Origin of the sequence: Micromonospora palythoicola (assembly GCF_036689795.1) — a bacterium.
GTDB classification, from domain to species: domain Bacteria; phylum Actinomycetota; class Actinomycetes; order Mycobacteriales; family Micromonosporaceae; genus Micromonospora; species Micromonospora palythoicola.
The window spans coordinates 1-24,459 of the sequence record NZ_JBAGKI010000077.1 but is presented as its reverse complement, the minus strand read 5'-3'; the positions used below and the strand labels follow the sequence as shown (position 1 = coordinate 24,459).

26 protein-coding genes are annotated in these 24,459 nt (G+C 70.9%); 3 read left to right on the top strand and 23 right to left on the bottom strand.

Features of this window, described 5'->3' with window-relative positions:
* Nucleotides 1–101 precede the first annotated feature (101 nt).
* Nucleotides 102–734, bottom strand: coding sequence for an HNH endonuclease family protein (locus V5O40_RS24450; RefSeq protein ID WP_332907637.1), 633 nt, complete (start codon nt 732–734; stop codon nt 102–104).
* A gap of 182 nt (nt 735–916) precedes the next feature.
* Entirely contained in the window at nt 917–1,585 is a 669-nt protein-coding gene (locus tag V5O40_RS24445; RefSeq protein WP_332907638.1) for a response regulator transcription factor, read from the bottom strand.
* 240 nt (nt 1,586–1,825) lie between these two features.
* Between V5O40_RS24445 and V5O40_RS24440 the strand changes: the two genes are divergently transcribed.
* Nucleotides 1,826–2,515 carry a DUF2306 domain-containing protein gene (locus tag V5O40_RS24440; RefSeq protein ID WP_332907636.1) on the top strand — a complete coding sequence of 230 codons (690 nt, stop codon included), beginning with the start codon at nt 1,826–1,828 and terminating at the stop codon, nt 2,513–2,515.
* Nucleotides 2,516–2,525: 10 nt separating this feature from the next.
* On the opposite strand, the gene V5O40_RS24435 is transcribed toward V5O40_RS24440, so the two are convergent.
* The 7 genes from V5O40_RS24435 to V5O40_RS24405 all read right to left on the bottom strand — a co-directional run bounded on the left by V5O40_RS24435 (nt 2,526) and on the right by V5O40_RS24405 (nt 9,634).
* Nucleotides 2,526–3,566, bottom strand: coding sequence for a pectate lyase family protein (locus tag V5O40_RS24435; RefSeq protein ID WP_332907635.1), 1,041 nt, complete (start codon nt 3,564–3,566; stop codon nt 2,526–2,528).
* Nucleotides 3,563–4,648, bottom strand: coding sequence for a hypothetical protein (locus tag V5O40_RS24430; RefSeq protein WP_332907634.1), 1,086 nt, complete (start codon nt 4,646–4,648; stop codon nt 3,563–3,565). Before V5O40_RS24430 ends, V5O40_RS24435 begins: the two co-directional genes overlap by 4 nt.
* Entirely contained in the window at nt 4,648–6,303 is a 1,656-nt protein-coding gene (locus V5O40_RS24425) for a hypothetical protein (RefSeq protein ID WP_332907633.1), read from the bottom strand. The genes V5O40_RS24430 and V5O40_RS24425 overlap by 1 nt, the downstream gene beginning before the upstream one ends.
* A gap of 185 nt (nt 6,304–6,488) precedes the next feature.
* Nucleotides 6,489–6,761 (bottom strand): hypothetical protein, encoded by a 273-nt coding sequence (locus tag V5O40_RS24420; protein ID WP_332907632.1) that lies wholly within the window; start codon nt 6,759–6,761, stop codon nt 6,489–6,491.
* A 20-nt stretch (nt 6,762–6,781) separates the two neighbouring features.
* Nucleotides 6,782–7,885: a putative manganese transporter gene (locus V5O40_RS24415; RefSeq protein WP_332907631.1), complete on the bottom strand. Its 1,104-nt coding sequence runs from the start codon at nt 7,883–7,885 to the stop codon at nt 6,782–6,784.
* Between the two features lie 69 nt (nt 7,886–7,954).
* Nucleotides 7,955–8,824, bottom strand: coding sequence for a manganese catalase family protein (locus V5O40_RS24410; protein ID WP_164446993.1), 870 nt, complete (start codon nt 8,822–8,824; stop codon nt 7,955–7,957).
* A gap of 84 nt (nt 8,825–8,908) precedes the next feature.
* Complete coding sequence (locus V5O40_RS24405; RefSeq protein WP_332907630.1) at nt 8,909–9,634, bottom strand: sensor histidine kinase; 726 nt, start codon at nt 9,632–9,634, stop codon at nt 8,909–8,911.
* 66 nt (nt 9,635–9,700) lie between these two features.
* Here V5O40_RS24405 and V5O40_RS24400 point away from each other — a divergent pair, with 66 nt between their 5' ends.
* Entirely contained in the window at nt 9,701–10,342 is a 642-nt protein-coding gene (locus V5O40_RS24400) for a response regulator transcription factor (RefSeq protein WP_332907629.1), read from the top strand.
* A 103-nt stretch (nt 10,343–10,445) separates the two neighbouring features.
* Here the strand turns inward: V5O40_RS24400 and V5O40_RS24395 are convergent, their stop codons facing one another.
* The 10 genes from V5O40_RS24395 to V5O40_RS24350 form a co-directional block, all read right to left on the bottom strand.
* On the bottom strand, nt 10,446–10,892 hold the full coding sequence (locus tag V5O40_RS24395; protein WP_332907628.1) for a MerR family transcriptional regulator: 447 nt from the start codon (nt 10,890–10,892) through the stop codon (nt 10,446–10,448).
* Nucleotides 10,892–12,391 (bottom strand): SulP family inorganic anion transporter, encoded by a 1,500-nt coding sequence (locus tag V5O40_RS24390; RefSeq protein ID WP_332907627.1) that lies wholly within the window; start codon nt 12,389–12,391, stop codon nt 10,892–10,894. Before V5O40_RS24390 ends, V5O40_RS24395 begins: the two co-directional genes overlap by 1 nt.
* 261 nt (nt 12,392–12,652) lie before the next feature.
* Nucleotides 12,653–12,952 (bottom strand): hypothetical protein, encoded by a 300-nt coding sequence (locus V5O40_RS24385; protein ID WP_332907626.1) that lies wholly within the window; start codon nt 12,950–12,952, stop codon nt 12,653–12,655.
* On the bottom strand, nt 12,949–13,314 hold the full coding sequence (locus V5O40_RS24380) for a hypothetical protein (RefSeq protein ID WP_332907625.1): 366 nt from the start codon (nt 13,312–13,314) through the stop codon (nt 12,949–12,951). Before V5O40_RS24380 ends, V5O40_RS24385 begins: the two co-directional genes overlap by 4 nt.
* Nucleotides 13,315–13,462: 148 nt before the next feature.
* Nucleotides 13,463–14,674 carry a helix-turn-helix domain-containing protein gene (locus V5O40_RS24375; RefSeq protein WP_332907624.1) on the bottom strand — a complete coding sequence of 404 codons (1,212 nt, stop codon included), beginning with the start codon at nt 14,672–14,674 and terminating at the stop codon, nt 13,463–13,465.
* Nucleotides 14,675–14,974: 300 nt separating this feature from the next.
* On the bottom strand, nt 14,975–17,350 hold the full coding sequence (locus V5O40_RS24370) for an excinuclease ABC subunit UvrA (protein ID WP_332907623.1): 2,376 nt from the start codon (nt 17,348–17,350) through the stop codon (nt 14,975–14,977).
* The gene (locus V5O40_RS24365; RefSeq protein ID WP_332907622.1) at nt 17,347–17,757 is read right to left on the bottom strand and encodes a VOC family protein; all 411 of its coding nucleotides are present in this window, start codon (nt 17,755–17,757) and stop codon (nt 17,347–17,349) included. Before V5O40_RS24365 ends, V5O40_RS24370 begins: the two co-directional genes overlap by 4 nt.
* A 5-nt stretch (nt 17,758–17,762) precedes the next feature.
* Nucleotides 17,763–18,212 carry a helix-turn-helix transcriptional regulator gene (locus tag V5O40_RS24360; protein WP_332907621.1) on the bottom strand — a complete coding sequence of 150 codons (450 nt, stop codon included), beginning with the start codon at nt 18,210–18,212 and terminating at the stop codon, nt 17,763–17,765.
* A 65-nt stretch (nt 18,213–18,277) separates the two neighbouring features.
* Nucleotides 18,278–18,940 (bottom strand): response regulator transcription factor, encoded by a 663-nt coding sequence (locus V5O40_RS24355; protein WP_332907620.1) that lies wholly within the window; start codon nt 18,938–18,940, stop codon nt 18,278–18,280.
* Nucleotides 18,937–20,070 (bottom strand): sensor histidine kinase, encoded by a 1,134-nt coding sequence (locus V5O40_RS24350; RefSeq protein ID WP_332907619.1) that lies wholly within the window; start codon nt 20,068–20,070, stop codon nt 18,937–18,939. The genes V5O40_RS24355 and V5O40_RS24350 overlap by 4 nt, the downstream gene beginning before the upstream one ends.
* Nucleotides 20,071–20,295: 225 nt before the next feature.
* Here V5O40_RS24350 and V5O40_RS24345 point away from each other — a divergent pair, with 225 nt between their 5' ends.
* A complete protein-coding gene (locus V5O40_RS24345; RefSeq protein ID WP_332907618.1) occupies nt 20,296–20,709 on the top strand; it encodes a DUF6223 family protein in 414 nt (137 codons plus the stop codon).
* Here the strand turns inward: V5O40_RS24345 and V5O40_RS24340 are convergent.
* From V5O40_RS24340 to V5O40_RS24325, 4 genes are all read right to left on the bottom strand, one after another.
* Nucleotides 20,631–21,668, bottom strand: a complete 1,038-nt coding sequence (locus V5O40_RS24340) for a cation diffusion facilitator family transporter (RefSeq protein WP_332907617.1) — start codon at nt 21,666–21,668, stop codon at nt 20,631–20,633. The two genes, V5O40_RS24345 and V5O40_RS24340, sit on opposite strands and share 79 nt — an antisense overlap.
* On the bottom strand, nt 21,665–22,384 hold the full coding sequence (locus V5O40_RS24335) for a substrate-binding periplasmic protein (RefSeq protein ID WP_332907616.1): 720 nt from the start codon (nt 22,382–22,384) through the stop codon (nt 21,665–21,667). Before V5O40_RS24335 ends, V5O40_RS24340 begins: the two co-directional genes overlap by 4 nt.
* A 114-nt stretch (nt 22,385–22,498) precedes the next feature.
* The gene (locus tag V5O40_RS24330; RefSeq protein WP_332907615.1) at nt 22,499–23,227 is read right to left on the bottom strand and encodes a DUF305 domain-containing protein; all 729 of its coding nucleotides are present in this window, start codon (nt 23,225–23,227) and stop codon (nt 22,499–22,501) included.
* Nucleotides 23,228–23,298: 71 nt separating this feature from the next.
* Complete coding sequence (locus V5O40_RS24325; RefSeq protein ID WP_164447003.1) at nt 23,299–24,192, bottom strand: DUF1996 domain-containing protein; 894 nt, start codon at nt 24,190–24,192, stop codon at nt 23,299–23,301.
* Nucleotides 24,193–24,459: the final 267 nt, after the last annotated feature.

The window sequence follows — 24,459 nt, the reverse complement described above, 5'->3', positions numbered from 1 at the left end:
TCGGGTCGCCCGGACGAGTATGGGGAGGACTTCGACCTGGGGGGCGCCAGCGTCGGGGCGTGAGGTCGTCGACGTCACGCCCCCGGGTCACCGGTGCCGGCTCAGCAGGTGTTGAGCATGGTGCTCAGCGCCGACTTCTCCGCGCTGTTCACGGTGAGGCCGTAGTACCACTTCACCTGGATCCACGCCCGGGCGTAGGTGCAGTGGAAGGCCGCGCGCGGCGGCTTCCACGCGGCCGGGTCCTTGTCGCCCTTCGACGAGTTGACGGTGCCGGTGACCGCCCACAGTTCCGGTCCACCCAGGTCGTTGGCGTAGGTCTGGCGCCGTGCGGTGGTCCAGGCCCAGGCGCCCGACCGCCAGGCCTCGGCGAGCGGCACCACGTGGTCGATGGAGATGTCGGCGGGGTTCGTGCGGGTCACTCCGTCGTACGGGCTGTACCAGGACCCGGACGTCGGATAGCAGCTGGAGTTCACCACCACGTTGCTGCCGTCCCGCTTGAGCACCTGCTCGCGGGTGTTGCAGGCGCCGGTGATGGTGATCCAGTGCGGGAACAGGTCACGGCTGTAGCTGGACTGGTGCGACTCGGCCGCGACGGTGAGGGAGTTCAGCCGGCTCACCGCCGTGCTGTACGAGGGGATGTTGGGCGGGGTGGCCTGGGCGGCCGACGGCACGAGCACGACCGACAGGACGACGGCGATGACCGAGACGACGGCGACCCTGCGTAGGTGAGCCACGGGGCGACTCCTGACTGTCTCCTGCGACGGCGGGTGGGGGAACCCGACTTGGGGGCGCGGCAGGCGACATCAGGATTCTCGCAAACATCTCGATCAATAAATGTCATCGCGCCACAAGCCCCGTGAACGCCACGTGAAGACCGCCCCCGGCCCCGGCCGCGAAGACCCTCGTGGGCGAGGCGCTACCCCGAGCGGCCCAGGCGGACGCGGTCGGTCTGGTACGCCCACATCGCGATCTCCACCCGGTTACGGACACCGATCTTGACCATCAGGCTGGCGATGTGCGTCTTCACGGTGCTGAGGCTGATGTGCAACTCGTCGGCGATCTCGGTGTTGGTGCGACCCCGCGCCACGGCGAGCAGCACCTCCTCCTCCCGCAGGGTGAGCGCGTCGACCGGCTGCGGTGGCGGCGCGGCCGGACCCGCGTCGGCGAAGGCCCGCAGCAGCCGCGTGGTGATGTTCGGCGCGATGAGCGCGTCACCGGCGGCGGCAGCCCGCACGGCCTGGGTGAGCAGGGCCGTGCCGGCGTCCTTGAGCAGGAAACCACGCGCTCCCGCGCGGAGCGCGGCGTAGACGTACTCGTCGAGGTCGAACGTGGTGATCACGACCACCGCCAGGGGGTCGACCACGGCCGGCCCGGCGAGGCGGCGGGTGGCCTCGATGCCGTCCACGCCGGGCATCCGGATGTCGAACAGGCACACCTCGGGTCGGAGCCGCCGGGCGAGGTCGACGGCCCGGTGACCGTCACCCGCCTCGCCCACCACCTCGATGTCCGGCTGGGCGTTGAGAATCATCGTCAGTCCGGTACGGACGATCTCCTGGTCGTCGGCGACGATCACGCGGATGGCCACCTGATGATTGAACACCGCCGGCATCCCGACCCAAAGTACGGCCGGGGGTCCCGTCCATCGGCCGAGTCCTCGTCGGCCCGCACTCCGATGAGTCTCGCCCGGCACTTCGCCAGGATCGACGGAGCAGGAGCGACCGGGTCCCTCCCCGACTGAACCGCGTCCCGCGTCCACCCAGCGCCGGGTGGGCCGGGGACGGGGACGGGGTCACGGTCCTGCCCTCAGCAGAAGGGACGCACCGCTGTGACGTCTTCCGCCAGATCGAACTGGCTCATCCCTGCCGGCCTGCTGGTGCTCGCCGCCGTACCGGTCCTCGCCGGGGGCCTCCGCCTCGCCGAGTTCGCCGGCGGCGCCCAGGTGCTGCCCGACGGTGACCGGATCACCTCGGCCCCGCTGCCCGTGGTCGCCCACATCGTCGCGGTGACCGTGTTCAGCGTCCTCGGCGCCTTCCAGTTCGCGCCCCGGTTCCGCCGGCGCCACCGCCGCTGGCACCGGGTCGCCGGTCGGCTGCTGATCCCGTGCGGTCTGCTCACCGCGCTGAGCGGCCTGTGGCTGACCTTGTTCCTGCCGCCAGGGTCCTTCGACAGTGGCGCGTTGGTCGCCGTCCGGGTGGTGGTCAGCGTCGCCATGGCCGGGTCGATCGTCCTCGGCTTCGTGGCGGTCCGCCGCCGTGACTTCGGCCGACACCGCGCGTGGATGATCCGTGGCTACGCCATCGGGATGGGCGCGGGTACCCAGTTCTTCACCCAGCTGGCCTGGCTCGCCGCCGTCGGTCCACTCACGACGTCCGGCCGGACCGGGACGATGACCGCCGCCTGGCTGATCAACGTGGTGCTCGCGGAATGGATCATCCGGCGGCGTGGCGGTACCGCCGGAGCGCGCCCGGCGGTGCGCGGGCGCCGCGCCCGAGAGGACCCGGCGCTTTCCGTGTGAGAACCGCCGGTCAGGGTGGCGGGCCGGCCAGAACCGCGTCCGCCCGCAGGTCGACGCGGATCCCCTCCAGGATCACACCGGAGGCCTGCTCGACGACGACGGGCGACCGCGGACGCCGCGCCTCGCCGGACCCGGCCGTGGCGAGCGGCAACGGCACGAACGTGCAGTCCCGGACCACCACGTCCCGGTAGTCGAGTACCCGGAACGAGTGGTCGATCTCGCTGCGTCCCCAGCCCGCGATCCGGACCGCGTACAACGGACCGTTCCAGGCCACGTACGCACCGCGGACGCGGATCCGCGCGCCGACCGGGTTGTCGCCGCCGGAGTGGAACCGGTCCGTGTTGTCGCCCGGCAGCAGCCGGAAGCCGATCTCGACCTCGCTCAGGTGGACCCGGTCCACCGTCACGTCGTGCACCGAGCTGAGGTAAAACCCCTCGAACGCGTCGGACACGCGTAGGTCACGGATGTCGAGGTGGTGCGGGTGGTAGGAGGGGCCGACGATCGAGTCGACACCGTCGCCGACCGCACCCCAGTGCACGGCGATGCCGGTGCAGCCGCCGACGATGGACACGTCGCTGATGGTGATGTCGCGTACCGCGCCCATGACGGCGACACAGTTGGCGGCGCGTTCGTCGTGGCGCTCGACCTGGACGTGTCGGATCTGGATGTTCTCGATCCACTCCGTCTCGGCCGGGTAGAGGTAGTTCCCGATGGTGATGGCGGTGCCCCGGTCGCCGCCGTGCTCGCCGGGCGCGCACGGCGGCGGGCGCAAGCCGATGTCCTGGATCGTCACCCGGGAACCCAGCACGTGGACGATGGGCTCGCCGGCCGACGAGGACGACGTCAGCCACGTGGTCACCGGCCCGGGTCCGTGCGCGGCGCCGGTCAACGTCCAGCCCGGGCCGAGCACCACTCCCCGGTCCAGGGTGAAGGTGCCCGCCGGCAGCCGCAGGGTGCCTCCGGTCCCGGACGCCAGGACCTGTTCGAGGGCCCGCCGGTTGGCCGCTGGATCATCGCTGAGCGTCAGGTCGTGGTGGTGATGCTCGGTCACCGGTGGCACTCCAGCTCGACGAGCTGACAGACGGTCTCGGCGACCCGCCGCCGTACCGCCGGGGTGTCCCGCTCGGCGAGCCCGACCAGCACCGGACCGGGAGCCGTACGCTCGACCACCACGTCGAGGGCGTCCTCGCCCTGCGGGACAGCGTTCACCCGGCATTCGGTGCCGTCGACCAGATGTACAGCCCGGACGACCAGCCGGTCCGGGTGCGGCGGCCGGGTGAACGGCGACGCCTCGAACAGCGCGTATCCCGCCCCACGCTGCGCCACCCGGAACGCCTTCAGCACGGTCTGGCCCTGTTGGCGGCGCAGCCACTGCTGGCTCGGCTCACGCACCGCGGCCGGTGGGGCCGTGGCGGCCGAGATCCGCAGCCGGCACCGTACGGTGGGGTCGGCGGCGTTGACCACGACGAACCTCGACCGGGGATGTCCCTGTCCACGACCTCGCGCCCCGACCAGGCCGCCGGCGCTGACGAGCCCGGCCCACTGCGCGTCGGCACCGGCGAATCGAGCGGCACCCTCGCGCTGTTCGGCCGCGTCGATCGCGACGATCTCGACCTGGTTGATCCGGACGCCGATCGCCGCCAATGGGCTGAGCTCGGTCGCCGCCCAGAGCGGCAACGGGCCGTCCACCACCTCGACGATCAGGAGGCCGTCGTCGCCCACCTCGTCGGCCCGCAGGTCGAACTCCACCCAGGCGTGGGCCTCCACCATCCGCAACCGTCCCCGTTGGCGGCTGATCAGCGCGGCGGCCCGGCCTTCGCCCTGGGCTCGGACCATGACCAGTCGTGGCAGTTCGCGCATGCCCCGAGTCGGTGCCGCCGCCCGTGACCAGGCGGTCTGCGAGGCACCGTCGATGTGCAGGTCGACCCGGACGCGGACCGGGCGGCCGTCGGTGCGAATCTTGAGCACGACCGCGCCGGACCCACTCTGGACCCGGCCGACGATCGCGACGCCCCGGGCAACCTGGTCGGCGAGCAACACCTCGGGATCTCCACCCGAGGTGAACGTCGCGGGTAGTTCCCGGGCCGGGATCGGCTCGTCGAACTCGGTGGCGAACCAGGTACCGATCGCCACTACCCGACACCTCCCGGCACCTGGAGATCGGTCCGGGTCAGCACCGGCTCGCGCCGGGTCCACATGCGCTCGACGGCCTCGAAGACCGGGTCCGCGTCGCTCTCGATGTGCCGGAAGGAGGTCCGCACCGCGCGCAGCAGGTAGTCGGCCGGCCAGACCTCCCAGTGCGGCACCTGAGGGGTGAACAGGTCGGTCGCGCTGCGGTAGAACCACAGCCACAGGCGGGCCCGCTCGACCTGCTCGGCTGAGATGACCTCCTCGCCGTTGAGCATGGCGCTGATCGCGGCGTCGAGCGCCTTCCAGTACGTCTCCGGGTCGTTGACCACCGTGGACAGACCGCATTCACTCCACTCGGACCAGCCGGCCTGGATCACCGGGATGCCGTACGCCGGCAGCTCGTTGCTGACGCTGCCGCGCACGGTCACGCCCAGGTCGACGAGGCTCCACAGACCGTTCTTGCTCAGGTCCTTGCTGGGCTGGAACACCATGTGCCGGTGTCGGGCGTACCGTCGGGCGACCGAGTCGAAAAAGTCGGTGCTGTCGTAGCGGAACTGGCTCGGATGGTCCTGGAACAGCCACTGCACCTCGGTGGCGGTGCTGGCGAACTGGGCGGTCTCCTCGAACCAGTCGGCAAGCGTCGGGAACGACTGGTGGTTCGTGCCGGGCGCGTCGGACACGGCGTGGTTGAACACCGCCACCACCGGACGGGCCGGGTCGAACCCCAGCCGGGCCGCGAAGTGCGTGCGCAGCCGGGCCCGCTCACTGCTGTTGGTGATGTCGACGGAGGCGCTGGCACCGCCCCGCCACCAGCTGGGCCGACCCAGGTTGACCTTCGACCGCCAGGCGACGAGTTCGGCGCTGCGCCGCACCTCGTTGCGTCGCGACCACACCCGCTGTTCGAAGAAGGCACCGATCTGGTTAGTGAGTTCGCCACGGAAGGTGTGTTCACCGGTGTCGTTCTCCGGGAACAGCGCGTACGCCTTGAGGCACCCCGTCTGCTGGGTGTGCACGACCGGCACCCCGGCCCGGCGGGCGGAGTCCACCGCGAGCCCCCAGTGGTCGTAGTCGACATGACTGGTGACCAACGCGACCACCGAGCCGCTGCCGAGCAGGGCGTCGTAGGCCGAGGAGATGGCCCGGGCCAGCGCCTGCCGTCGGCGGTAGCGCGGGTCGGCGCCGGGGTCCTCCGGCGGCCGGGGCCGCTTGGTCACCCGGCAGTAGGTGGCGCTGACGAACTCGGCGAGGGTCTCCTCACTGACCGGCGCGCCGGGGGGCAGCGGCCGTCCGAACAGCTCCACCGGCACGGCACCAGGGGTGGCGGAGTTGGCCGGCCCCTCCACGAGGCGGTACAAGTCGATGACCTGGCTGGCCCCGTAGGCGGCGGCGATCCGCTCGACGAGCTTCACGTCGAACTCGGTCCACAGCGCCTCGTGCCACATCTGCTCCACACCGGTCACGACGACCAGTTGGGCGGGAACGATGCGGCGGATCGCGTTGGCGACGGACAGATTGCGCATCGCCACCCTGATGTCCTGGTGGAACACCTCGACGACGAGGTAGTTCTGGGACGTCGTGGAGCCGAGATTCTTGCGCCAGTAAACGTCAGCGGATTCGAGGAATGCCTCGAACTCCTTCTTGTCAGCCCCGAGCCACACCCGAAGAACCGCCTTCCCCCGCTACCCGTCTGAGCGTTGTCTGAATTCGTTGGCGCACCGTGACGCGCCCACCGGGCAGGCCCGGCACGACTCACGGAGACCGCAAGGTACCGGCGCTGGGAGGAGTTCAGGTTGACATCGCATGGACAGCAGGTGGCCGGGACGACATCCGGAGTGAACCTTCGTCAGGTCGACGGGCGGGTGCGTCGCGGGCCACGCTCCGGGGATCGGTTCTCGCCGCCGCCCGGGTTCGAGCCCGGTCGCAGCAGTTGGCGCACGCGGCTGCCGCCTCCGGCCAGCCCGACGGCGACGGGGATGGCCAGGCTGGTCAGCACCAGGGCCGCGACCGACCAGGCGGGCAGTCCCACGGCCGCCGCGACGAGGCTCAGACCGCTGAAGACGGCAAGTTTGCGCCGGATCCGCGACAGCGCGACGGGGTCCGTCGTCGAGTACGACATGGCATGCTCCTTCGGCCGGTTCACCAGAACACGAGCAGCGCCCCGCCGACGACGACCGCGGGGACGGTGGTGATGGCGGTCGCCATGACCGCGCTGTGGCGGCGCAGCGCGGCGAGCGGGATCAGGGCGTCCCCGTCCTGGCTGATCGCGTTGGCGACCAGCGTGGGTAGCGGCAGGCCGCCACTGACGTAGAGGCCGGTGAAGACGATCTGCAGGGCGCAGCCGGGTACCAGGCCGACCAGGGCACCGACCAGCACACCGACGAGACCGGTCAGGACGAGTTGCGAACCGTCGAAGCCGGTCGTGGTGCTCAGCACCTGCCAGCCGAGGTAGGCCACCGCCACCCAGACGGTGACGAACGAGGCCTCGTGGGCGCTGTGCCGCAGCGTCGCAGCCCTGGTGCTGGCGTGCGCGGTCTCCAGGGTGTCGTCGGCCAGCCGTCCCCGCCCGGCGGCGAAGATGAGCGCCGCGACCAGCGTGCCGAGCACCCCGAGCGCCAGGTACGGGTCGATCCCGCCGATCACGGTCAGCGCCGCCGGGTCGACGATCTGGAACACCACCGGTACGGACACCGCGAAGGCTGGCGTCGTCAGCCCCCAGAACGCGGTCGACGCGGGCACCCGGGGCAGCAGTGTACCGAACAGCCGACGGGACACGGTGAGATCGGGCCCGACGTCGGCGGCGAGGTCCACCGGTGCCGCCACGGGCACCGGTCGGCGGGCGGCGGACCGGGCAGGATCGATGCCGAGGGCGTCCACGGCGTACCCGGTGGCCAGGCCGGCAACGAACAGCAGCGCGTGCAGTTGCAGCGCGAAGAGCGGGTTCCAGGCCAGCACCACCCAGGACGAGTCGCCCATGGTCGCGACCAGCGCACCCACCACGGTGCCGAAGGAGACCTTGCCACGGGCGTACAGCGGCATGAGGATGATCGCGCCACCGCAGCCCGGCGTGACCCCCAGCAGCGCGCCGACCAGCGGGCCCACCCGGCGGCGACGGGTCAGCCCGTCGGTGACCCGGTCCCCGTACCTCCAGCGCAGCCAGCCGAACAGCGCCACCATCACGGCGACGTACACACCCACCTGCATGAACGCGTCCGCGAGCGGGCGCAGCACGAGTTCGGTCACGGCACACCTCCTCGGGCGGGCGTCACCCGCCGGGCCACCCGCTCCGGTGGACGGCCCGGCGGGACGACGTCAACTGATCTTGCTCTTGACGGTGTTGACCACGCCCTGCGCCATGCCCGGGTTGGTGCCGTACAGGCGCGGGTCACCCGGCGGCAGGACAGGTTCGGGCGCGTGGGCGCGTGGGCTGTGTTCGTAGCGGAACTCCCCCTTGCCGTCCGGCGTCGGTCCGGAGGCCCAGCGCCCCTGTGCGGCGTCCTCGCCGGGAGAGAAGTCCAGGTACGTGTAGCTGAACTGCTCGGTGAAGTCCGGCGAGTCGGGGAAGGCGTCCGGCACCGGCATCTCCTCCAGGCCGTCCTCCCTGAGCTGCTCGATGGCGGCCATCCACATGTTCTGGTGCATGGTGTCGCGGGCCAGCAGGAAGCGGAGCATCTGCTTCACGCCGGGGTCGTCGGTCATGTTGAACAGACGCGACACCTGAAGGCGACCCTGGGCCTCGGCGGTGACGTTGAGCTGGAAGTCGGCCATCAGGTTGCCGCTGGCGGTGACGAAACTGCCGCTCCACGGGACTCCCACACTGTCGACCGGCATCGCCCCGCCGCCGCCGTGGATGAAGTGTGCGGGATTGGAACCGCCGTAGATCGCCCCGACCATCGGGTTGTCCTCGGCAGCCTCCTGCAACGACAACGGCGCGTTGTCGAGCAGCCGGGTGATCATGGTTGCGATCATCTCGACGTGGCCCATCTCCTCGGTGCCCACATCGAGCAGCAGATCCTTGTACTTGCCCGGCAGCCGGCAGTTCCAGCCCTGGTAGAGGTACTGGTTGGCGACGGTCATCTCGCCCCACTTGCCGCCCAGGATCTCCTGGAGCCGGCGGGCGAACGCCGCGTCGGGACCGTCCGGCTTCGCCTCGAACTGCAGGTCCTTGATATGGGTGAACACGCGCCCTCCTCGATGAGCTGAGCTGTCACCGAGGTCACTTCCCCGATCGCGGGCCCGTGCGGGCCAACCGGCGGCCCGGACGGGTCAACCTGCCCGGCGGGCCGGCAGCAGCACCTCCACCGCCACCCCGGTCGGACGCAGCCGGTGCAGGCGTACCCGGCCGCCGTCGACGGCGACCAGTTCCCGGACGATCCACAGGCCCAGGCCGGACATGCCGACGGTCGGGGCGGGCCGGCGCAGCGCCTCGATCAGGGTGTCCGTCACGTGTCCCTCATCCAGCACCCTGATGCTCAGGTCGGCACCACGGCACGTCGCGTGGATGCCCACCCGTCCCGCGGCCGGTCCGTGGCGCAGCGCGTTCTCGACCAGGTTGCCCACCATCTGCCGGGTACGGCGGGCCGACACCGCACACCGCGCGGCTTCCCGGGTGACCCGGACACGCCGCCGCTCCGCCGGTACGAGCATCGCGACGGCGGGCAGTATCTCCGCCAGCGGCACCGCATGGTCGTTCCGCCCGGCCATCAGGGTCAGGGCGCCCACGCTCGTCGCCGCCTCGGTGAGCAGATTCTGCAGGTACGCCGCGTGGTCGCGGGCCAGTGCGGAGATGGCCCGACGCTGCTCGCCGGTCAGCGGGCTCGTCTCGTCGGCGAGGGCCCGGGTCAACGAGGTCAACGAGGTGACCGGCGTACGAAGTTCGTGGCACAGCACCCGCAGCAGCAGGTCACCGGAGCCGGCGGCCCGGGCACCACCCACGGGAACGTCGGTACGGCGCAGCGCCTCCCGCAGTCGTCCGAGGTACCGTCCGCGCATCCGTTCCCCACTCCCCCGAGGTGGCACCGGCCGCATGATCGGTACCCGCTCGGGAAGGGAACAGGCATGTCCGAGTCCCCGGCCATCCGGGTGGCCGTCGTCGACGACCACCCGCTGTTCGCCCGTGGACTCGAACTGCTGCTGCCGTCGGCCACCGCTGGTCGGGTACGGGTGGTGGGCGCCACCGGTGACGCCGCCGCGGCGGCCTCGCTGATGTGCCGGTGCCTACCGGACGTGGCCCTCGTCGACCTGCACATGCCGGCCCCGGGCGGCATCCGCGCCGTGGCGGCCATCCGCCGCACGACCCCGCGGGTGCGCGTGGTGGCGATGTCCGGTGACAGCGATCCGACGCCGGCGGTGGAGGCGCTGCGAGCGGGCGCCGAGGCGTTCCTGCCGAAGAGTGCCGAACCCGAGGCGCTGCTGCCGCCCCTGTTGGCGGTTCTCGACGGGTGGGCGGTGTTGCCGGCACACCTGCTGCGTGACCTGCTGCACGGCAGCCCGGGCGTCCGGGTCGCTCTCGACGCCGAGGAGCGTGCCCTGCTCCGGTCGATCGCCGCCGGCAGCAGCACCCTGGCCATCGCGGACCAGCTGCACGTCTCGGAACGCACGGTGAAACGGATGACCGCCGCGCTGCTGCGCAAGTTGCGGGTCGGCACCCGCGCCGAGGCCGCGGCGCTCGCCGGGCACGCGGGCCTGCTGGGCGACTGACCGGCCGTCGAGCCGGTACCGGCAGGACCCGGCAGCGCACGGCCCGGCCGCTCACACACCGTTGGCCGTGCCCCGACCCACGCCGGCCGAGACGCCCTGCCGATCAGCTCTGGAGCGGATGCTTGTCGATTCGCCGCCGCAGGGTGTCGGCGAAGCCCTCGGCGGTGGCCAGTTGCTCGCGGAGCGCGTCGACCCGGGTGGCGGCGAGGGTGTGGAACATGGCGAGCCGGTCGAGCAGGGCAGCACGTTCCGCGCCGTCGCTGGCGGGCAGCGCGTCGAGGACGCCGAGCAGGTCACGCATCTCGTCGAGGGTGAACCCGAGGGGTTTCATCCGTTTGACCACCCCGAGGCGGTCCAGGTCGGGTTCCGTGTAGAGGCGGAAGCCGCCGTCGGTACGCGCCGACGGGACGATGAGCCCGACCTGTTCGTAGTGCCGGATGGTGCGGATGCTCAGGCCGACCCGCTCGGCGGCCTCGCCGATCTGCATGAGTCGGCCCGCCGCCGGGCCACTGAGGGGTCGCGGCCCGGCCTCGCGGTCGGTGCGAGGCATCAGTGACCCGCGCCGAGGGTGCCGGCAAGGCTGCCGTGGATGGCAGCGCTGGGCTTGTTCAGCTCGACGATCTCGACGGTCTTGCCCCGTGCTGCGTACTTGGTGGTGACGGCGTCGAGGGCGGCCACGGATGAGGCGTCCCAGACGTGCGCGCGACTCATGTCGATGATGACCTTCTCCGGGTCGCCGGCATAGTCGAACTGGTAGACCAGGTCGTTGCTGGAGGCGAAGAAGAGCTCGCCGTGCACGGAGTAGATCCGGGTGCCGCCGTCGGGGTCGAGCACGCTGGTGACCTCGACGAGGTGGGCGACCCGGCGGGCGAAGATCACCATGGCGGTGAGCACGCCGGCGACGACGCCGATGGCCAGGTTGTGGGTGGCCAGGGTGGTGGCGACGGTGGTGACCATGACCAGGGTCTCGCCCAGCGGCATGCGCTTGAGGGTGGCGGGGGCGACCGAGTGCCAGTCGAAGGTGGAAACCGCGACGATGACCATCACGGCGACAAGGGCGGCCATCGGGATGGTGGCGACCACGTCACCGAGGGCGACGACCAGGATCAGCAGGAAGACGCCGGACAGGAACGTCGACAGGCGGGTCCGGGCGCCGGACGCCTTCACATTGATCATCGTCTGGCCGATCATGGCGCAGCCGCCCATGCCACCGAAGAAGCCGGTGACGATGTTGGCCACGCCCTGCCCCCAGGACTCGCGGGTCTTGTTGGAGTGGGTATCGGTGATGTCGTCGACCAGCTTGGCGGTCATCAGCGACTCCATCAGCCCGACCAGCGCGATACCGACGGCGTAGGGGGCGATCAGCGCCAGGGTGTCCATCGTCCAGGGGATCTGCGGAAGGCCGAGCGTGGGCAGGTTGTTCGGCAGTTCACCCTGATCACCGACGGTAGGCACGGTCACGGCGGCAGCGACCGTGATCACGGTCAGCACGACGATCGCGACCAGCGGCGCGGGGACGACGCGGGTGAATCGCGGCAGCCCGACCATGATCATTAGGGCCAGGGCGACGAGCGGGTACACCAGCCACGGCACCCCGAGCAGGTGCGGCACCTGGGCGGCGAAGATCAGGATGGCCAGGGCGTTGACGAACCCGACCATCACGCTGCGCGGGATGAACCGCATCAGCTTCGCCACCCCGAGGGCGGCCAGCAGCACCTGGATCGCCCCGCCCAGGATCACCGCGGCGATCAGGTAGTCGAGGCCGTGCTCCTTCGCCAGGGGTGCGACGACCAGGGCGATCGCGCCGGTAGCCGCGCTGATCATCGCCGGCCGGCCACCGCAGATGGAGATGACCACGGCCATGGTGAACGAGGCGAACAGTCCGACCCGCGGATCCACCCCGGCCAGGATGGAGAAGCTGATCGCCTCCGGGATCAGCGCCAGGGCCACCACCAGCCCGGCGAGGACCTCGGTCCGGAAGACCCTCGGCGACAGCCAGGACGGGCGGGACAGACGCGGCCGGGTGACCGCGGACAACATCGAGGACATACAGCCGTTTCCGCTCAGGGGTTTACGCGTCGAGCGCACACCCGGTGCCGCTCCCCGCAGGGTCGGCGTAATCTGTACATACCAGTACCGATCGGACGTTTCCGGGCATCATTACCCAGGAGAACACCGCTCAAGAGACCGCGAGGGGCCGTAGCCGCACCTCGACGACCGGCACCGAACCTACCCTCCGGCGAGAGTAGGTTTCACTCCACGGTGATGATCATCACGATCGAATGGCGAGGGCCCGCGGGCCGGATCGGGCTATAGGTCATTCGGCCTGGTGACACTCTTTCCCCGTTCGGCCGGCGTGGTTGCTGTACTTCGCTGCGGCACCTCCGGCGGCTGCCTGGTCCAGCCGACGAAGCGGCGGTGCAGTGCGCCGGCTGGCGCCCAGGGCATGTCCTCGGCCGCCTGGACGAGATAGGCACCGAGGTACAGCGCCAGCGACACCGGAGCGTCGGCGTACTCCGCGCGCAGCTCCCGCCGCCGGGTCGGACACGGCCAGGGCAGGTCGCAGCCCCCGCAGCTCCAGATCGGCAACACCGGGCCGTGGCTGGTCACCGCACACCGTCCAGGAACCGGGTCACGCTCGCGTGGGCCTGCCGACTGGTCGCCCATTCCACCTGCCAGCAGGGGTACGGCGACAGCCGCGACCACCACACCCGGCAACCGGCGAACATTCCATCTAGCCCCCGGACGTGCACCGCAAGGATCGTCCGCTCCGGCCCGCCGGTCACTGCTCGCCCTCCTGCGGCCAGTGACCACGATTGATCGGGATACGGTGCCGAGCACGGCACGGCAGGTCGGCACCGCAGCGACAGACACGCCGCCACAGTTGCCACGACCACACGGGCCGATGCCGCCGCGCGAAGGTCAACGCGGTGGCCGACAGGTACTCGTCGTACGAGACGCGCCGCACGCACCCTCCCTCGTCGCTCACGAGGGCAGCCTCTTCGCCCTCTGATCGAGGGGGACGCGGCGACCAGGCGTGACTCGCACCGCCCGCCGCATCCCGTGAGCGAGAAGCTACGGTCGGTTGCACGGCGGAATGGGTAAGTTCCTACCTCTGGATCACGAGACAAGTCCGACTCGGACAGCGAGGTCACGGGCACCATCTCGGGTGGCGCGCGGCCCGTCGAGCAGGTCCAAGGTGATCTGGCGGGCGTACCCGTTGTAGCGGATCGTCTCCGGAGCCGACTCGTACGCCTGCCGCAGCGTCGCCACTGTCGCTTCCGTGTCGTCCTTGCCGTAGTGCGCCCGCGCGACCTCGATCAGATGGCGTGCCCGACGCGGCCTCGACGGGATCGCCGCCGCATCGTGGCGGCGGGCCTGCCGCACCGCCTCGCCGGACTTCTGCAACTCCACCGCCACGGTCACCGCGTGAGCGCCCATGATGACCCGAGAAAACGACGTCTGCGGCTGGTAGAAGCTCTGCGGCAGACGCTGCGCCACCCGGTCCGCGCGGTCCCAGTACCGCCAGGCCCGCCCTTCCTCACCGGCCCGAGCGGCCGTGTACGCGGCCTCGAAGTTCAGCGCACCCCACAACGCCAGCAGATTCGTGCTCCCGTCCACCGTCGCCGACTCCACGGCCGACAGCACATCCAGCGTCACCGCCATCGCGGTGTCCCAATCCCCGGCGTCCCGATGCACCTGACACAGGAACCACCCCGCACTGGCAACCGCCTCCGGATCACCGGACTCCTGCGCCGCCACCATTGCCCGATCCGCCACCCGCCACAACAACTCGGCCGCCGGCTGGTACGCGATGAACATCTGCGCCAACCCGAGCGTCTCCGCCAACAACGCCTGCGCCTGCCGCCGCTCGTCGCCCTCGTACACCAACACGGCACGCTGCACATCCCGCAGCAACCCCGGCAACAACCCGCCCAGCACCGTCCGGTGATCCGACGCCTGATGACGCGCCCGCCACGCCACCGCAAGCCGCTCCCGCAGACCAGACAACGACTCCGCCGGAAGGTCACCGACGAACGCGACACGGTTCACCGCATCCCGCACCGACGCCAACGCCGGATGCTCCGGCCCATTGACCACCGCAGACCGGTCACCCAGCTCCACAGCCAAGGCAGACACGTCGATCCTGAGGGCACGCGCGATCCGGTCCAGCATGTGCAGACGCGGCGGCAAGATCCGGTCCGTCTCCACGGCCTTGACCCACTCGGCGCTACGACCCACCAACCCACCAAGGACCGCCCGAGTCTTCCCGGACCGCTCCCGGTAGACCTTCAACCGCTGCCCGAACGTCAACTCCGGCAAGGAATCCACCCGGAACCTCCTCGCGTAGCGCCGGACGCACCACCGACCCACAGGGCCGAAGACACGCCCAACGCTACCGACTCGCAGGCTGCCTCATAACCCTCACACGCCGGCCGGCCCCGCATCCTGGCAGGCACTCCGACCTCTCGCACGTAAGGTCCGAGCGCTTCGTCCGGCAGGGAGGTGCGGCCACGCGCGCTCGCCCACGTGCCACCCGCTGCTGTTCACGAGCCCCGAGCACACGGTTCAGGAAAGGGGGCGCTCACCGCGCAAACCCTCATTCGAACCAGTGACCTCTCCGGTGGCTTTTCAGGCGCCCACGTATGCGGCGAGGTGTTCGCCAGTGAGGGTGGACCGGGCAGCGACGAGATCGGCGGGGGTGCCCTCGAAGACGACCCGGCCGCCGTCGTGACCGGCACCCGGACCCAGGTCGATGATCCAGTCCGCGTGCGCCATGACCGCCTGGTGGTGTTCGATGACGATCACCGACTTGCCGGAGTCGACGAGCCGGTCGAGCAGGCCGAGCAGGTGCTCGACGTCGGCGAGGTGCAACCCGGTGGTCGGCTCGTCGAGCACGTAGACCCCGCCCTGCTCGGCCATGTGGGTGGCCAGCTTGAGCCGCTGCCGCTCGCCGCCGGAGAGCGTGGTCAGCGGCTGGCCGAGGCTGAGGTAGCCGAGGCCCACCTCGGTGAGCCGGTTGAGGATGCGGTGCGCGGCCGGCGTACGTGCCTCGCCGTCGCCGAAGAACTCCTCCGCCTCGGTGACCGGCATCGCGAGCACCTCGGCGATGTTACGGCCGCCGAGATGGTACTCCAGGACGGATGCCTGGAACCGCTTGCCCTCGCACTCCTCGCACACGGTGGCGACGCCGGCCATCATCGCCAGGTCGGTGTAGATCACGCCGGCACCGTTGCAGGTGGGGCAGGCGCCTTCGGAGTTGGCGCTGAACAGCGCCGGCTTCACCCCGTTGGCCTTCGCGAACGCCTTGCGGATCGGGTCGAGCAGCCCGGTGTACGTCGCCGGGTTGCTGCGCCGTGAGCCACGGATCGCGCCCTGGTCGATCGACACCACTCCGGCGCCGGGTGGGATCGACCCGTGCACCAGGGAACTCTTGCCCGAACCGGCGACGCCGGTGACCACGACCAGCACCCCGAGCGGGATGTCGACGTCGACGTCGCGCAGGTTGTGCGTCGAGGCCTTCCGGATCGGCAGGTGCCCGGTGGGCGTACGCACCGACTTCTTGAGGGTGGCCCGGTCGTCGAGGTGGCGGCCGGTGAGCGTACCGCTGGCCCGCAGCCCCTCGACGGTGCCCTCGAAACAGACGGTGCCGCCTGCCGTGCCGGCGCCGGGACCGAGGTCGACGACATGGTCGGCGATGGCGATCGTCTCCGGTTTGTGCTCCACGACCAGTACGGTGTTGCCCTTGTCGCGCAGCCGCAGCAGCAGCCGGTTCATCTGCTGGATGTCGTGCGGGTGCAGCCCGATGGTGGGCTCGTCGAAGACGTAGGTGACGTCGGTGAGCGACGAGCCGAGGTGGCGGATCATCTTGGTGCGTTGCGCCTCCCCGCCGGAGAGCGTCCCGGAGGGCCGGTCCAGGCTGAGGTAGCCGAGCCCGATCTCGACGAACGAGTCGAGGGTGTGCTGCAACGACGCCAGCAGCGGGGCGACGGAGGGCTCGCGCAGCCCGCGCACCCACTCGGCGAGATCGCTGATCTGCATCGCGCAGGCGTCGGCGATGTTCACGCCCGCGATCTTCGACGATCGGGCCGCCTCACTCAGCCGGGTGCCACCACAGTCGGGGCAGGTGGTGAAGGTGACCGCCCGCTCCACGAAGGCGCGGATGTGCGGTTGCATCGCCTCGACGTCCTTGGACAGGAACGACTTCTGGATCTGCGGGATCAGACCCGCGTACGTCAGGTTGATCCCGTCGACCTTGATCTTGGTGGGCTCCTTGTGGAGCAGGTCGTGCAGCTCCTTCTTGGTGTATTTCCGGATTGGTTTGTCCGGGTCGAAGAAGCCGCTGCCCCGGTAGATCCGGCCGTACCACCCATCCATGCTGTAACCGGGCACGGTGATCGCGGCCTCGTTCAACGACTTGCTGTCGTCGTACAGCGCGGTCAGGTCGATGTCGGTGACCCGCCCGGTGCCCTCACAGCGCGGGCACATGCCACCGGTGATGCTGAAGCTGCGCCGTTCCTTCGTGGTGGTGCCACCACGTTCGATGGTCACCGCGCCGGCGCCACTGATCGAGGCGACGTTGAAGGAGAACGCCTGCGGAGAGCCGATGTGCGGCTTGCCGAGCCGGCTGAACAGGATCCGCAGCATGGCGTTGGCGTCGGTGGCGGTGCCGACGGTGGAGCGCGGGTTGGCGGTCATCCGCTCCTGGTCGACGATGATCGCGGTGGTCAACCCGTCGAGGACATCGACCTCCGGACGGGCCAGCGTCGGCATGAAGCCCTGGATGAACGCGCTGTAGGTCTCGTTGATCAGCCGCTGCGACTCCGCCGCGATGGTGCTGAACACCAGCGAGCTCTTGCCCGAACCGGAGACGCCGGTGAACACCGTCAGCCGGCGCTTCGGCAACTCGACGGTGACGTCCTTGAGGTTGTTCTCCCGGGCACCCTGCACCCGGATCAGATCGTGGCTGTCGGCGGCCGGTGACGCCGACCGGTTGTCGCTGCTCATCGCACTTCCTGAATACGGATCATGTTGCCGGCGGCGTCCCGGATCGCGCAGTCACGAACCCCGTACGGCTGCTCGGTCGGCTCCTGGACGATCTCGGTGTCGCTGGCCTGCAACCGCTCGAACACGCCGTCGAGGTCGGGCGTGGCCAGCAGGATCGAGGCGTAGGTGCCCTTGGCCATCATCTCGGTGATGGTACGGCGCTCCTCCTCGGTCACCCCCGGGTCGGCAGCCGGCGGGTGCAGCACGATCGACGTACCGGGCTGACCGGGTGGGCCGACGGTGATCCAACGCATGCCCTGGTAGCCGACGTCGTTGCGGACCTCGAAGCCGAGGAGGTCCCGGTAGAAGGCCAGGCTGGCGTCCGGGTCGGTGTGCGGCAGGAAGCTGGCGTTGATCGTGATGTCCATGGCGGTCACGCTAACCGCGGCGCGGGGGCCGCTGCTTCTCGATTCCTGATCGGTCTGGTCACCTGTTTCACCACGCAGGAGGGCATCCCCTTGGTGGCGCGGGCCGCCTCCCGGCGGTAGACACTCGGCGGCACGCCGACCAGTTCGGTGAACCGGGTGCTGAAGGTGCCCAACGACGAACAGCCGACCGTGAAGCAGACATCGGTGACGCTGAGGTCGCCACGGCGCAGCAGCGCCATCGCCCGCTCGATGCGTCGGGTCATCAGGTAGCCGTACGGGGACTCGCCGTAGGCCTGCCGGAACTGGCGGCTGAGGTGCCCGGCCGACATGTTGACCCCACGGGCGAGTGCCTCGACGTCCAGCGGCTGCGCGTACTCCCGGTCGATGCGGTCACGCACGCGGCGCAGCCGGGCCAGGTCGCCGAGGCGCTGTTCGCTGGTGGATCTGCTGGTCACCTGTGCGATCGTGCCACGGCGGTCCGACAGACGGCGAGTACGTCGGCCGCGACGCGCCATCGGGATCAGCGGTGGCGGGGCGCCACCAGGCCGGACTCGTAGGCGATGACCACGAGCTGGGCTCGGTCCCGGGCGTGAAGTTTGGTCATCGCCCGGTTGATGTGGGTCTTGGCGGTCAGCGGGCTGATCACCAGGCGTTCGGCGATCTGGTCGTTGGACAGGCCCTGTGCGAGGAGGACGACCGTCTCCCGTTCGCGACTGGTCAGCTCCTTGAGCCGCGCACCGGTCTGCCTCGGTAGCGGCTCGGTGACGTACCGGTCGATCAGCCTGCGGGTGATCGAGGGCGCGAGCAGGGCCTCGCCACGGGCGGCCACCCGGACGGCGTGCACGAGATCCGCCGGCTCGATGTCCTTGACCAGGAAACCGGCGGCACCGGCGCGCAGCGCGTGGAAGACGTGTTCGTCCAGACCGTAGTTGGTCAGGATGACCACGTGCACGCCGGCCAGGGCCGGATCCGCGGCGATGCGCCGGGTCGTCTCGATGCCGTCCAGGACCGGCATCTGGATGTCGACGAGCGCGATGTCGGGCAGGTGTTCCCGGGCCAGGGTCAACGCCTGCTCGCCGTCGGCAGCCTCGGCCACCACCTCGATGTCGTCCTCGATGTCGAGCAGCGCGCGGAAGCCGCTGCGCAGCAGCGGTTGGTCGTCGACCAGCAGGACACGGATCATGCCGTGCCCACCGGAAGCTCGGCGTGCACGGTGAACCCGCCCTCGTCGCGGGCCTCGGCCCGCAGCAGTCCGCCCAGAGCGACGACGCGTTCCCGCATCCCGAGCAGTCCGACGCCAGGTGTCGCCGCCCGGGCGGGCGGGCCGTCGCCGTCGTCGTCCACCCGGATCGCGAGGATGCCCGGCCGGTAGTCGAGCCGCACCGACGCCGTGGCGGCGGAGGCGTGCCGGGTGATGTTGGTGAGGGATTCCTGCACGATGCGGTAGGCGGTGCGGCCCACCGCGACCGGCACGTCGGGCCGTTGTCCGTCGATCTCCAACGTCGCGTCCAGACCGGCCAACCGGGCCCGTCGCACCAGATCCGGGAGTTCGTCGAGCCCGGGTGCGGTGGCGGTGCCGTCGGCGCGCAGTGTTTCCAGGGTCGCGCGCAGTTCCCGGGTCGCCTCACGGCTGGCCTCGCGGATGGCCGCGAGCGCCTCCGGCACCGGCTCGCCGCGCCGGCTGGCCAGGTGCACGGCGACCTCGGCCTGCACCTTGATGATCGAGATCTGGTGGGTGAGGGAGTCATGCAGTTCCCGAGCGATGTGCAGCCGCTCCTCGTCGGCGCGGTGTCGTGCCGTCTCCTCCCGGGTGCGCTCGGCCTCCTCCGCCCGCCGCTCGGCCTGCCGGAGCGCCTCCCCCGCCGCCCCGGCGGCGATCAGCCAGGCCACTTCGAGGGCGTCGCGGGCCCGCGCGAGTGCCTCGCCGACGGGCAGCCCGGGCGGTAGCGCCAGGGACGCCAGCGGAAGGGAGACCAGCATCGCGACCGCCGCGACGACCGTGACCGTGCGGTGCCCCGCGCGTACGGCCGCGTAGACCGCGAACAGGAACGCGACGGCGGGCACCTCGATGCCGGTCGCCTGGTGGCCCACCGCGCACACCCCGGTGACGACCAGCACCACGACCGGTGCCCGTCGACGCGCGACCAGGGCCAGGCCGCCGGTCACCAACCAGGCGTAGCCGAGAAGACCCGCCCCGGTGGCGGGGCGGGTCGCGGACAGCGCGGCGACCAGCAGCACCGCCGTTACGCCCACCGCGATCGTCCAGTCCCCGACCGCGGCGCGCCTGAGGATCCGCCCGCACCGCTCGCCCATGGGCGCACCCTAACCGGCCGGCGCGGCCCGGCGACTCCTGCTCACGGACGACTGGCCGGCTACCACGTACGCGGTAGTGGTGCGACGGCCGCGCCGTACGTGGCAGCCGGTCACGCCGGCTGCGGCAGCCGAAAGTGCCTACGCCGGCCGGATGAGTGCCGGGTCGCCCGCCGACATGATCGGTGAGTCGGATCCACGACCAGACACACCACAAAGGAGACAGACGTGACGATCGTCAGGCTCGTGTTCGCCACCGCCGCGGCCATCCCGTCCGGGGCCGGACTCGCCGCACCCGTGACCACGCGCATCGCGGCCGACCCGGTCTTCGCACAGGGCATCAGCATGGGCGCTGGCCGGATCGGATCGACAGTGGCCGCCCTGTTGGCACTCGCGGGGGTGATCGTCGGCGGACTGGCGCTCACCCCCGGTCGCTTCCGTACCGGCCGGGCGCGGGCCGGCTGGAGCGCCCTGGCTGCGGGGGTGTTCGGGATGACGCTCGGTGGCCTGGTCGTGCTCACCTCGGACGGTGGTATCGGCACCGGCAACGGGCGGGGCGGCGGCTATGTGGCGCTGGTGGTGGGGCTGATCGCCGTGGTCGTCGGCGGGTTCGTGCTGGCCCGCGCCCGGCGGGTCGGTTGAGTGACCGTGGCTGGTTCGATACGGCTCACGGGCGCGACGACGAGATCGTGCATCCGCCAGTCGAACTCCCGGGCGAAGGCGCCGAGGTCTTCCAGACGTTGGACCAGGCGATCGGTGCCGGCGACGGGTACGACGAGCAGTTCACCGACGAAAACGTGACCCTCCTCGCGTAACCGCAGCCAGGCGTCGGCGACCCAGTCGTGGTCACGCACGGCGGTGAGCAGGCGGTCGTACAGCGGATGCGGGTGATCACTGTCGACCACCCGGGGCCGGTCGTCCATCAGGTTGGCGATCGCGCTCCGCGAGGTCCGGACGCCGTCGCGGACGATGTCACCGCCGATGACCAGGGCGGCGACGGCGTCCGCCCACCACAGGCCGGCGCCGATGCCGATGATGCCGAGGATCGCCGCCGCGGCGGTCAACCAGTCGGCGCGGTTCATCTCCGCGTCGGCGAAGAGAACCTTGTCGTGCAGTTGCCGGGCGATGCGCAGCTTGGCCCGACCGAGCAGGATCGCCGGCACCATGGTGACCACCAGCACGGCGATCATCAGCCAGCCCAACCACACCCGCTCACCGAACACCTCGATCATCCCGATCGGCGGCCGTTCCCGGGCGATCAGCCGGGTCAGGGAGTCGTAGACGACGTATCCGCCGAGGCCGAGCAACGCCACCGACCCCGCCAGGAAGGCCACGCTCACCGAGCGGTGGTACCCGTACGGGAAACGTTCGTTGGGTGCGCGGTTGCGGAAGCGGGCGGCGATGAGGAAGGCCGCCGGTGGCACCAGGCCGAGCATGTCCTCGATCCAGGCCGCCTTCATCGCCTGCGACTGGCCGAGGACGAGCGCCAGCGCGGTGATCGCCACGACGAAGAACCCGATCGTCCACCACTCCAGCCGGACGGCTCGCCGATGCAGCTCGGCCTTGTCCGGTGGCAGCTCAAAGCGGTCGTACACCCTCACGGTGTCACCTGCTCGCGCTCGGCGTCGGCGAGCAGCGCTTCGACCTCGGCATGGGACAGCGCCAGCAGGAACCGCTCCACCTCGACCTGCCATCCGTTCTCTCCGGGCGGCACCGCCCACACATGGTCGTGCTTGGCGAGTTCGTGGTCGGTCTCCCGCAGCCCCAGCTCAACCAGGCGCCACTGGCCAACCACCACCGGCAGACCTTCCCGCCCGGTCACCCGGGGCACCGGCACCGGCGTCGCGTCCGAACCGCGCAGCGTCGCGACCTCCACGGTGCCGGCCGGCACCGCTACCCGCGTTTCCGCCAGTTCCTCCGGTGCGGCCACGCCAGGCGGCACGGCCACGACGGTACGCATGGTGACGTACGGGCGGGTCAACGAGGCCTGCTCGGTCCAGGGTGCCTTCGCGTCCAGGCCACCGATCACCAGGTCCAGCACCCGGTCATGCAGCGCCGCCATCAGCGTCGACTCCGAGCCCGGGTACCACTCCACACGGGCGTTCAGCCGGGTCGCCAGGCGCTGGACCAACTGCGCCTCGGCGCCGGTGACCGCCCCGTCGTCGGTGACCCGGGTCCACGGTGGTGCCTCGGTCACCCCGACCCGCATGACCCCGCCATGGACGTCCTGCGCTGTGGTGCCGGCGTCCCTGGGCCAGCGGCAGCCCGTCAGCAGCAGCAGCAGTACGACACCGGCCAACGTGACGGTGCGTCGCATCGGGCCTCCTCCCCTGGTTTCCCGCACCTCCTACCCACCCGGGGACCGGTACCCAACCTGGATGTGTGGTGCGGGCGGTCCCTGATCGGATCGCCGTCGGCGCGAGGGTCGCCGTCACCGGGGCGCGGCAGGCATCTGGGGAAGCGTCGGTTCGCCACCGGGTAACTGATCGACGTCGGGACCGGAATCCTGCGCTGACCGGTCGAGGTGGTCGAGCCGGGCGAGGTCGGCGGTGCCGACCCGGACCACGGCCGCGGCCAGCGCGGTGGTCGCCGGGTCGGTCCCGGCCTGCTGCTCGGCGGTGGCGATCCGCACCGACTGCGTCAGGTGCGCCCGCAGGTGCCCGGCGACCAAGTGGTGAAACGCCCGCCCGGTGGCCGAGCGCAGCGCGGTCAGTTCCGCGTCGGTGATCATGCCGGGCATGTCGTGACCCTCGTGTGGGTTGGCCAGCGGTGCGCCGGAGTCGGCCAGCAGTCGCCGGGACCGGGTCAGGTGCGTCCGTTCGCCGCTCGCGATCCGGATGGCGAGCCGCCGCCAGGCCGGGTCGGCGGTCCGGTCCGGCACCAGGTCGAGCATCGGCAGCAGCCGTTCGGCCATGGCCACCGACAGCTGCAGCCAGGCGATGTCGGTGGCGCTGAAGTGTCCGGTCGTACCGGGGGACACTGTGGTGGTCGACCCGCCGGTCGAGGGTGGCTCGGCCGCAGGTGCGAGGGCTGGCGATGACCCGGTGCGCGACGGCGCCGGTCCCGTGGCGGTCGGCGTTTCGGTGATCGGCGATGTTCCGGCGTCGCACCCGGTGACGAGCAGCAGGGCGGCGAGCAGCGCGGCGAGCGGGCCTCGCACGCGACCTCCTTCGCGGGCGCCCGGCGGCGGGCCGGTACGACCGGGTCCGCCGCCGGGTGTCACCTGTCGACTCAGAGCGGCCTGCCGTCGTGGCCGCACTTGATGACCGGACGGATGCAGTCGCGGACACGCCGCGCCAGCTCCTCCACCGGCCAGGCGTTGAAGAAGTCGCCGTGCATCGTGTAGCCCGGCCCGGAGGCCAGTCGCAGCCGCGACGGGTCACCGTTGACCGGGTACCGCAGCACCTGCCGCAGCTTCGGCACGTGCACCGGGTGGCTGGCCGGGCAGGCCTGGTTCACCGGGTACGCAAGGTGGCTCTTGTGATCCGGCGAGTCGAGGTCGCGGCCGTTCCAGCACTGCGGGAAGTCGAGGTACGACTCCAGCATGGTGCCGGCCGGGCAGTTGACGAAGTTCTTCGACGGCGGCACGTGCCCGGCGTGCAGGCAGGACCAGCGGGCGATGCTGTCGCCCGGTCCGGCGGCCCGGGCGTTTCCGGCGACGAGGCGCAGGCCCAGCGGGAACGGCTGCGTCTGCGCGACGACGTCGGGACGCACCCCTTCGCCGAGATAGTAGAAGGTGGCGATGGACGGTTCCACCGGCACGTTGTCGCGATAGAGGGTCGGTACCCAGTACGACGAGACGTCCACCCGGGGGTTGCAGGTGGTGGCGGAGCCGACCAGGTCGGGCAGCGTGGTGTGGGCGTTGGTCACCGTGCTGCCGAAGAAGCTGTGCATGTGCGAGGCGCCGGGCAGCCCGGGCAGGACGATGGGGTCGTCCGGGAGGCGGTGGCTGTACGTGCAGTCGGCCGGGAACTCCGCCACCCGGATGGCGTTGATGCCCGGGGCGGCGTCGGCCGGTGCGGTGCTGGCCACGACGTAGCTGCCGAGCAGCACCAGCAGGGCACCGATCGCGGTGCCGAGGCGTAGCCGGCCGCGGCCGACGGGTTGGGGTGCGGCGCTTTCCATCTCTTGGCTCCTGTCGGGGAGGGTCAGGGTCCTTCCGGCGCCGCCGCCGTAGACATCGGAGCTTCCCTGGCCGGACTGGTGGTGGTCGCGGTGCATCGAGAGAGCGCTCTCACACCAGCCTCACCCCTAAGTCGATGGTTGTCAATACGGGCCGCGGTTGCCGCGACGACGACGGGCCGACCCCGCAGGGTCGGCCCGTCGGTCGCCGGTGCCGGCGGTGGGGGGGGGGGGGGCGGGCCCCCCCCCCCCCCCCCGCCCACCCCCCGC

What these genes read in the sequence shown, in the direction of transcription:
- V5O40_RS24350 (WP_332907619.1), bottom strand. Translation starts at nt 20,070, where the DNA reads ATGGGCGAGCGGTGCGGGCGGATCCTCAGGCGCGCCGCGGTCGGGGAC.
- V5O40_RS24395 (WP_332907628.1), bottom strand. Translation starts at nt 10,892, where the DNA reads ATGCCTCGCACCGACCGCGAGGCCGGGCCGCGACCCCTCAGTGGCCCG.
- V5O40_RS24355 (WP_332907620.1), bottom strand. Translation starts at nt 18,940, where the DNA reads ATGATCCGTGTCCTGCTGGTCGACGACCAACCGCTGCTGCGCAGCGGC.
- V5O40_RS24420 (WP_332907632.1), bottom strand. Translation starts at nt 6,761, where the DNA reads ATGTCGTACTCGACGACGGACCCCGTCGCGCTGTCGCGGATCCGGCGC.
- V5O40_RS24405 (WP_332907630.1), bottom strand. Translation starts at nt 9,634, where the DNA reads ATGCGCGGACGGTACCTCGGACGACTGCGGGAGGCGCTGCGCCGTACC.
- V5O40_RS24390 (WP_332907627.1), bottom strand. Translation starts at nt 12,391, where the DNA reads ATGTCCTCGATGTTGTCCGCGGTCACCCGGCCGCGTCTGTCCCGCCCG.
- V5O40_RS24335 (WP_332907616.1), bottom strand. Translation starts at nt 22,384, where the DNA reads ATGCGACGCACCGTCACGTTGGCCGGTGTCGTACTGCTGCTGCTGCTG.
- V5O40_RS24365 (WP_332907622.1), bottom strand. Translation starts at nt 17,757, where the DNA reads ATGGACATCACGATCAACGCCAGCTTCCTGCCGCACACCGACCCGGAC.
- V5O40_RS24370 (WP_332907623.1), bottom strand. Translation starts at nt 17,350, where the DNA reads ATGAGCAGCGACAACCGGTCGGCGTCACCGGCCGCCGACAGCCACGAT.
- V5O40_RS24325 (WP_164447003.1), bottom strand. Translation starts at nt 24,192, where the DNA reads ATGGAAAGCGCCGCACCCCAACCCGTCGGCCGCGGCCGGCTACGCCTC.
- V5O40_RS24400 (WP_332907629.1), top strand. Translation starts at nt 9,701, where the DNA reads ATGTCCGAGTCCCCGGCCATCCGGGTGGCCGTCGTCGACGACCACCCG.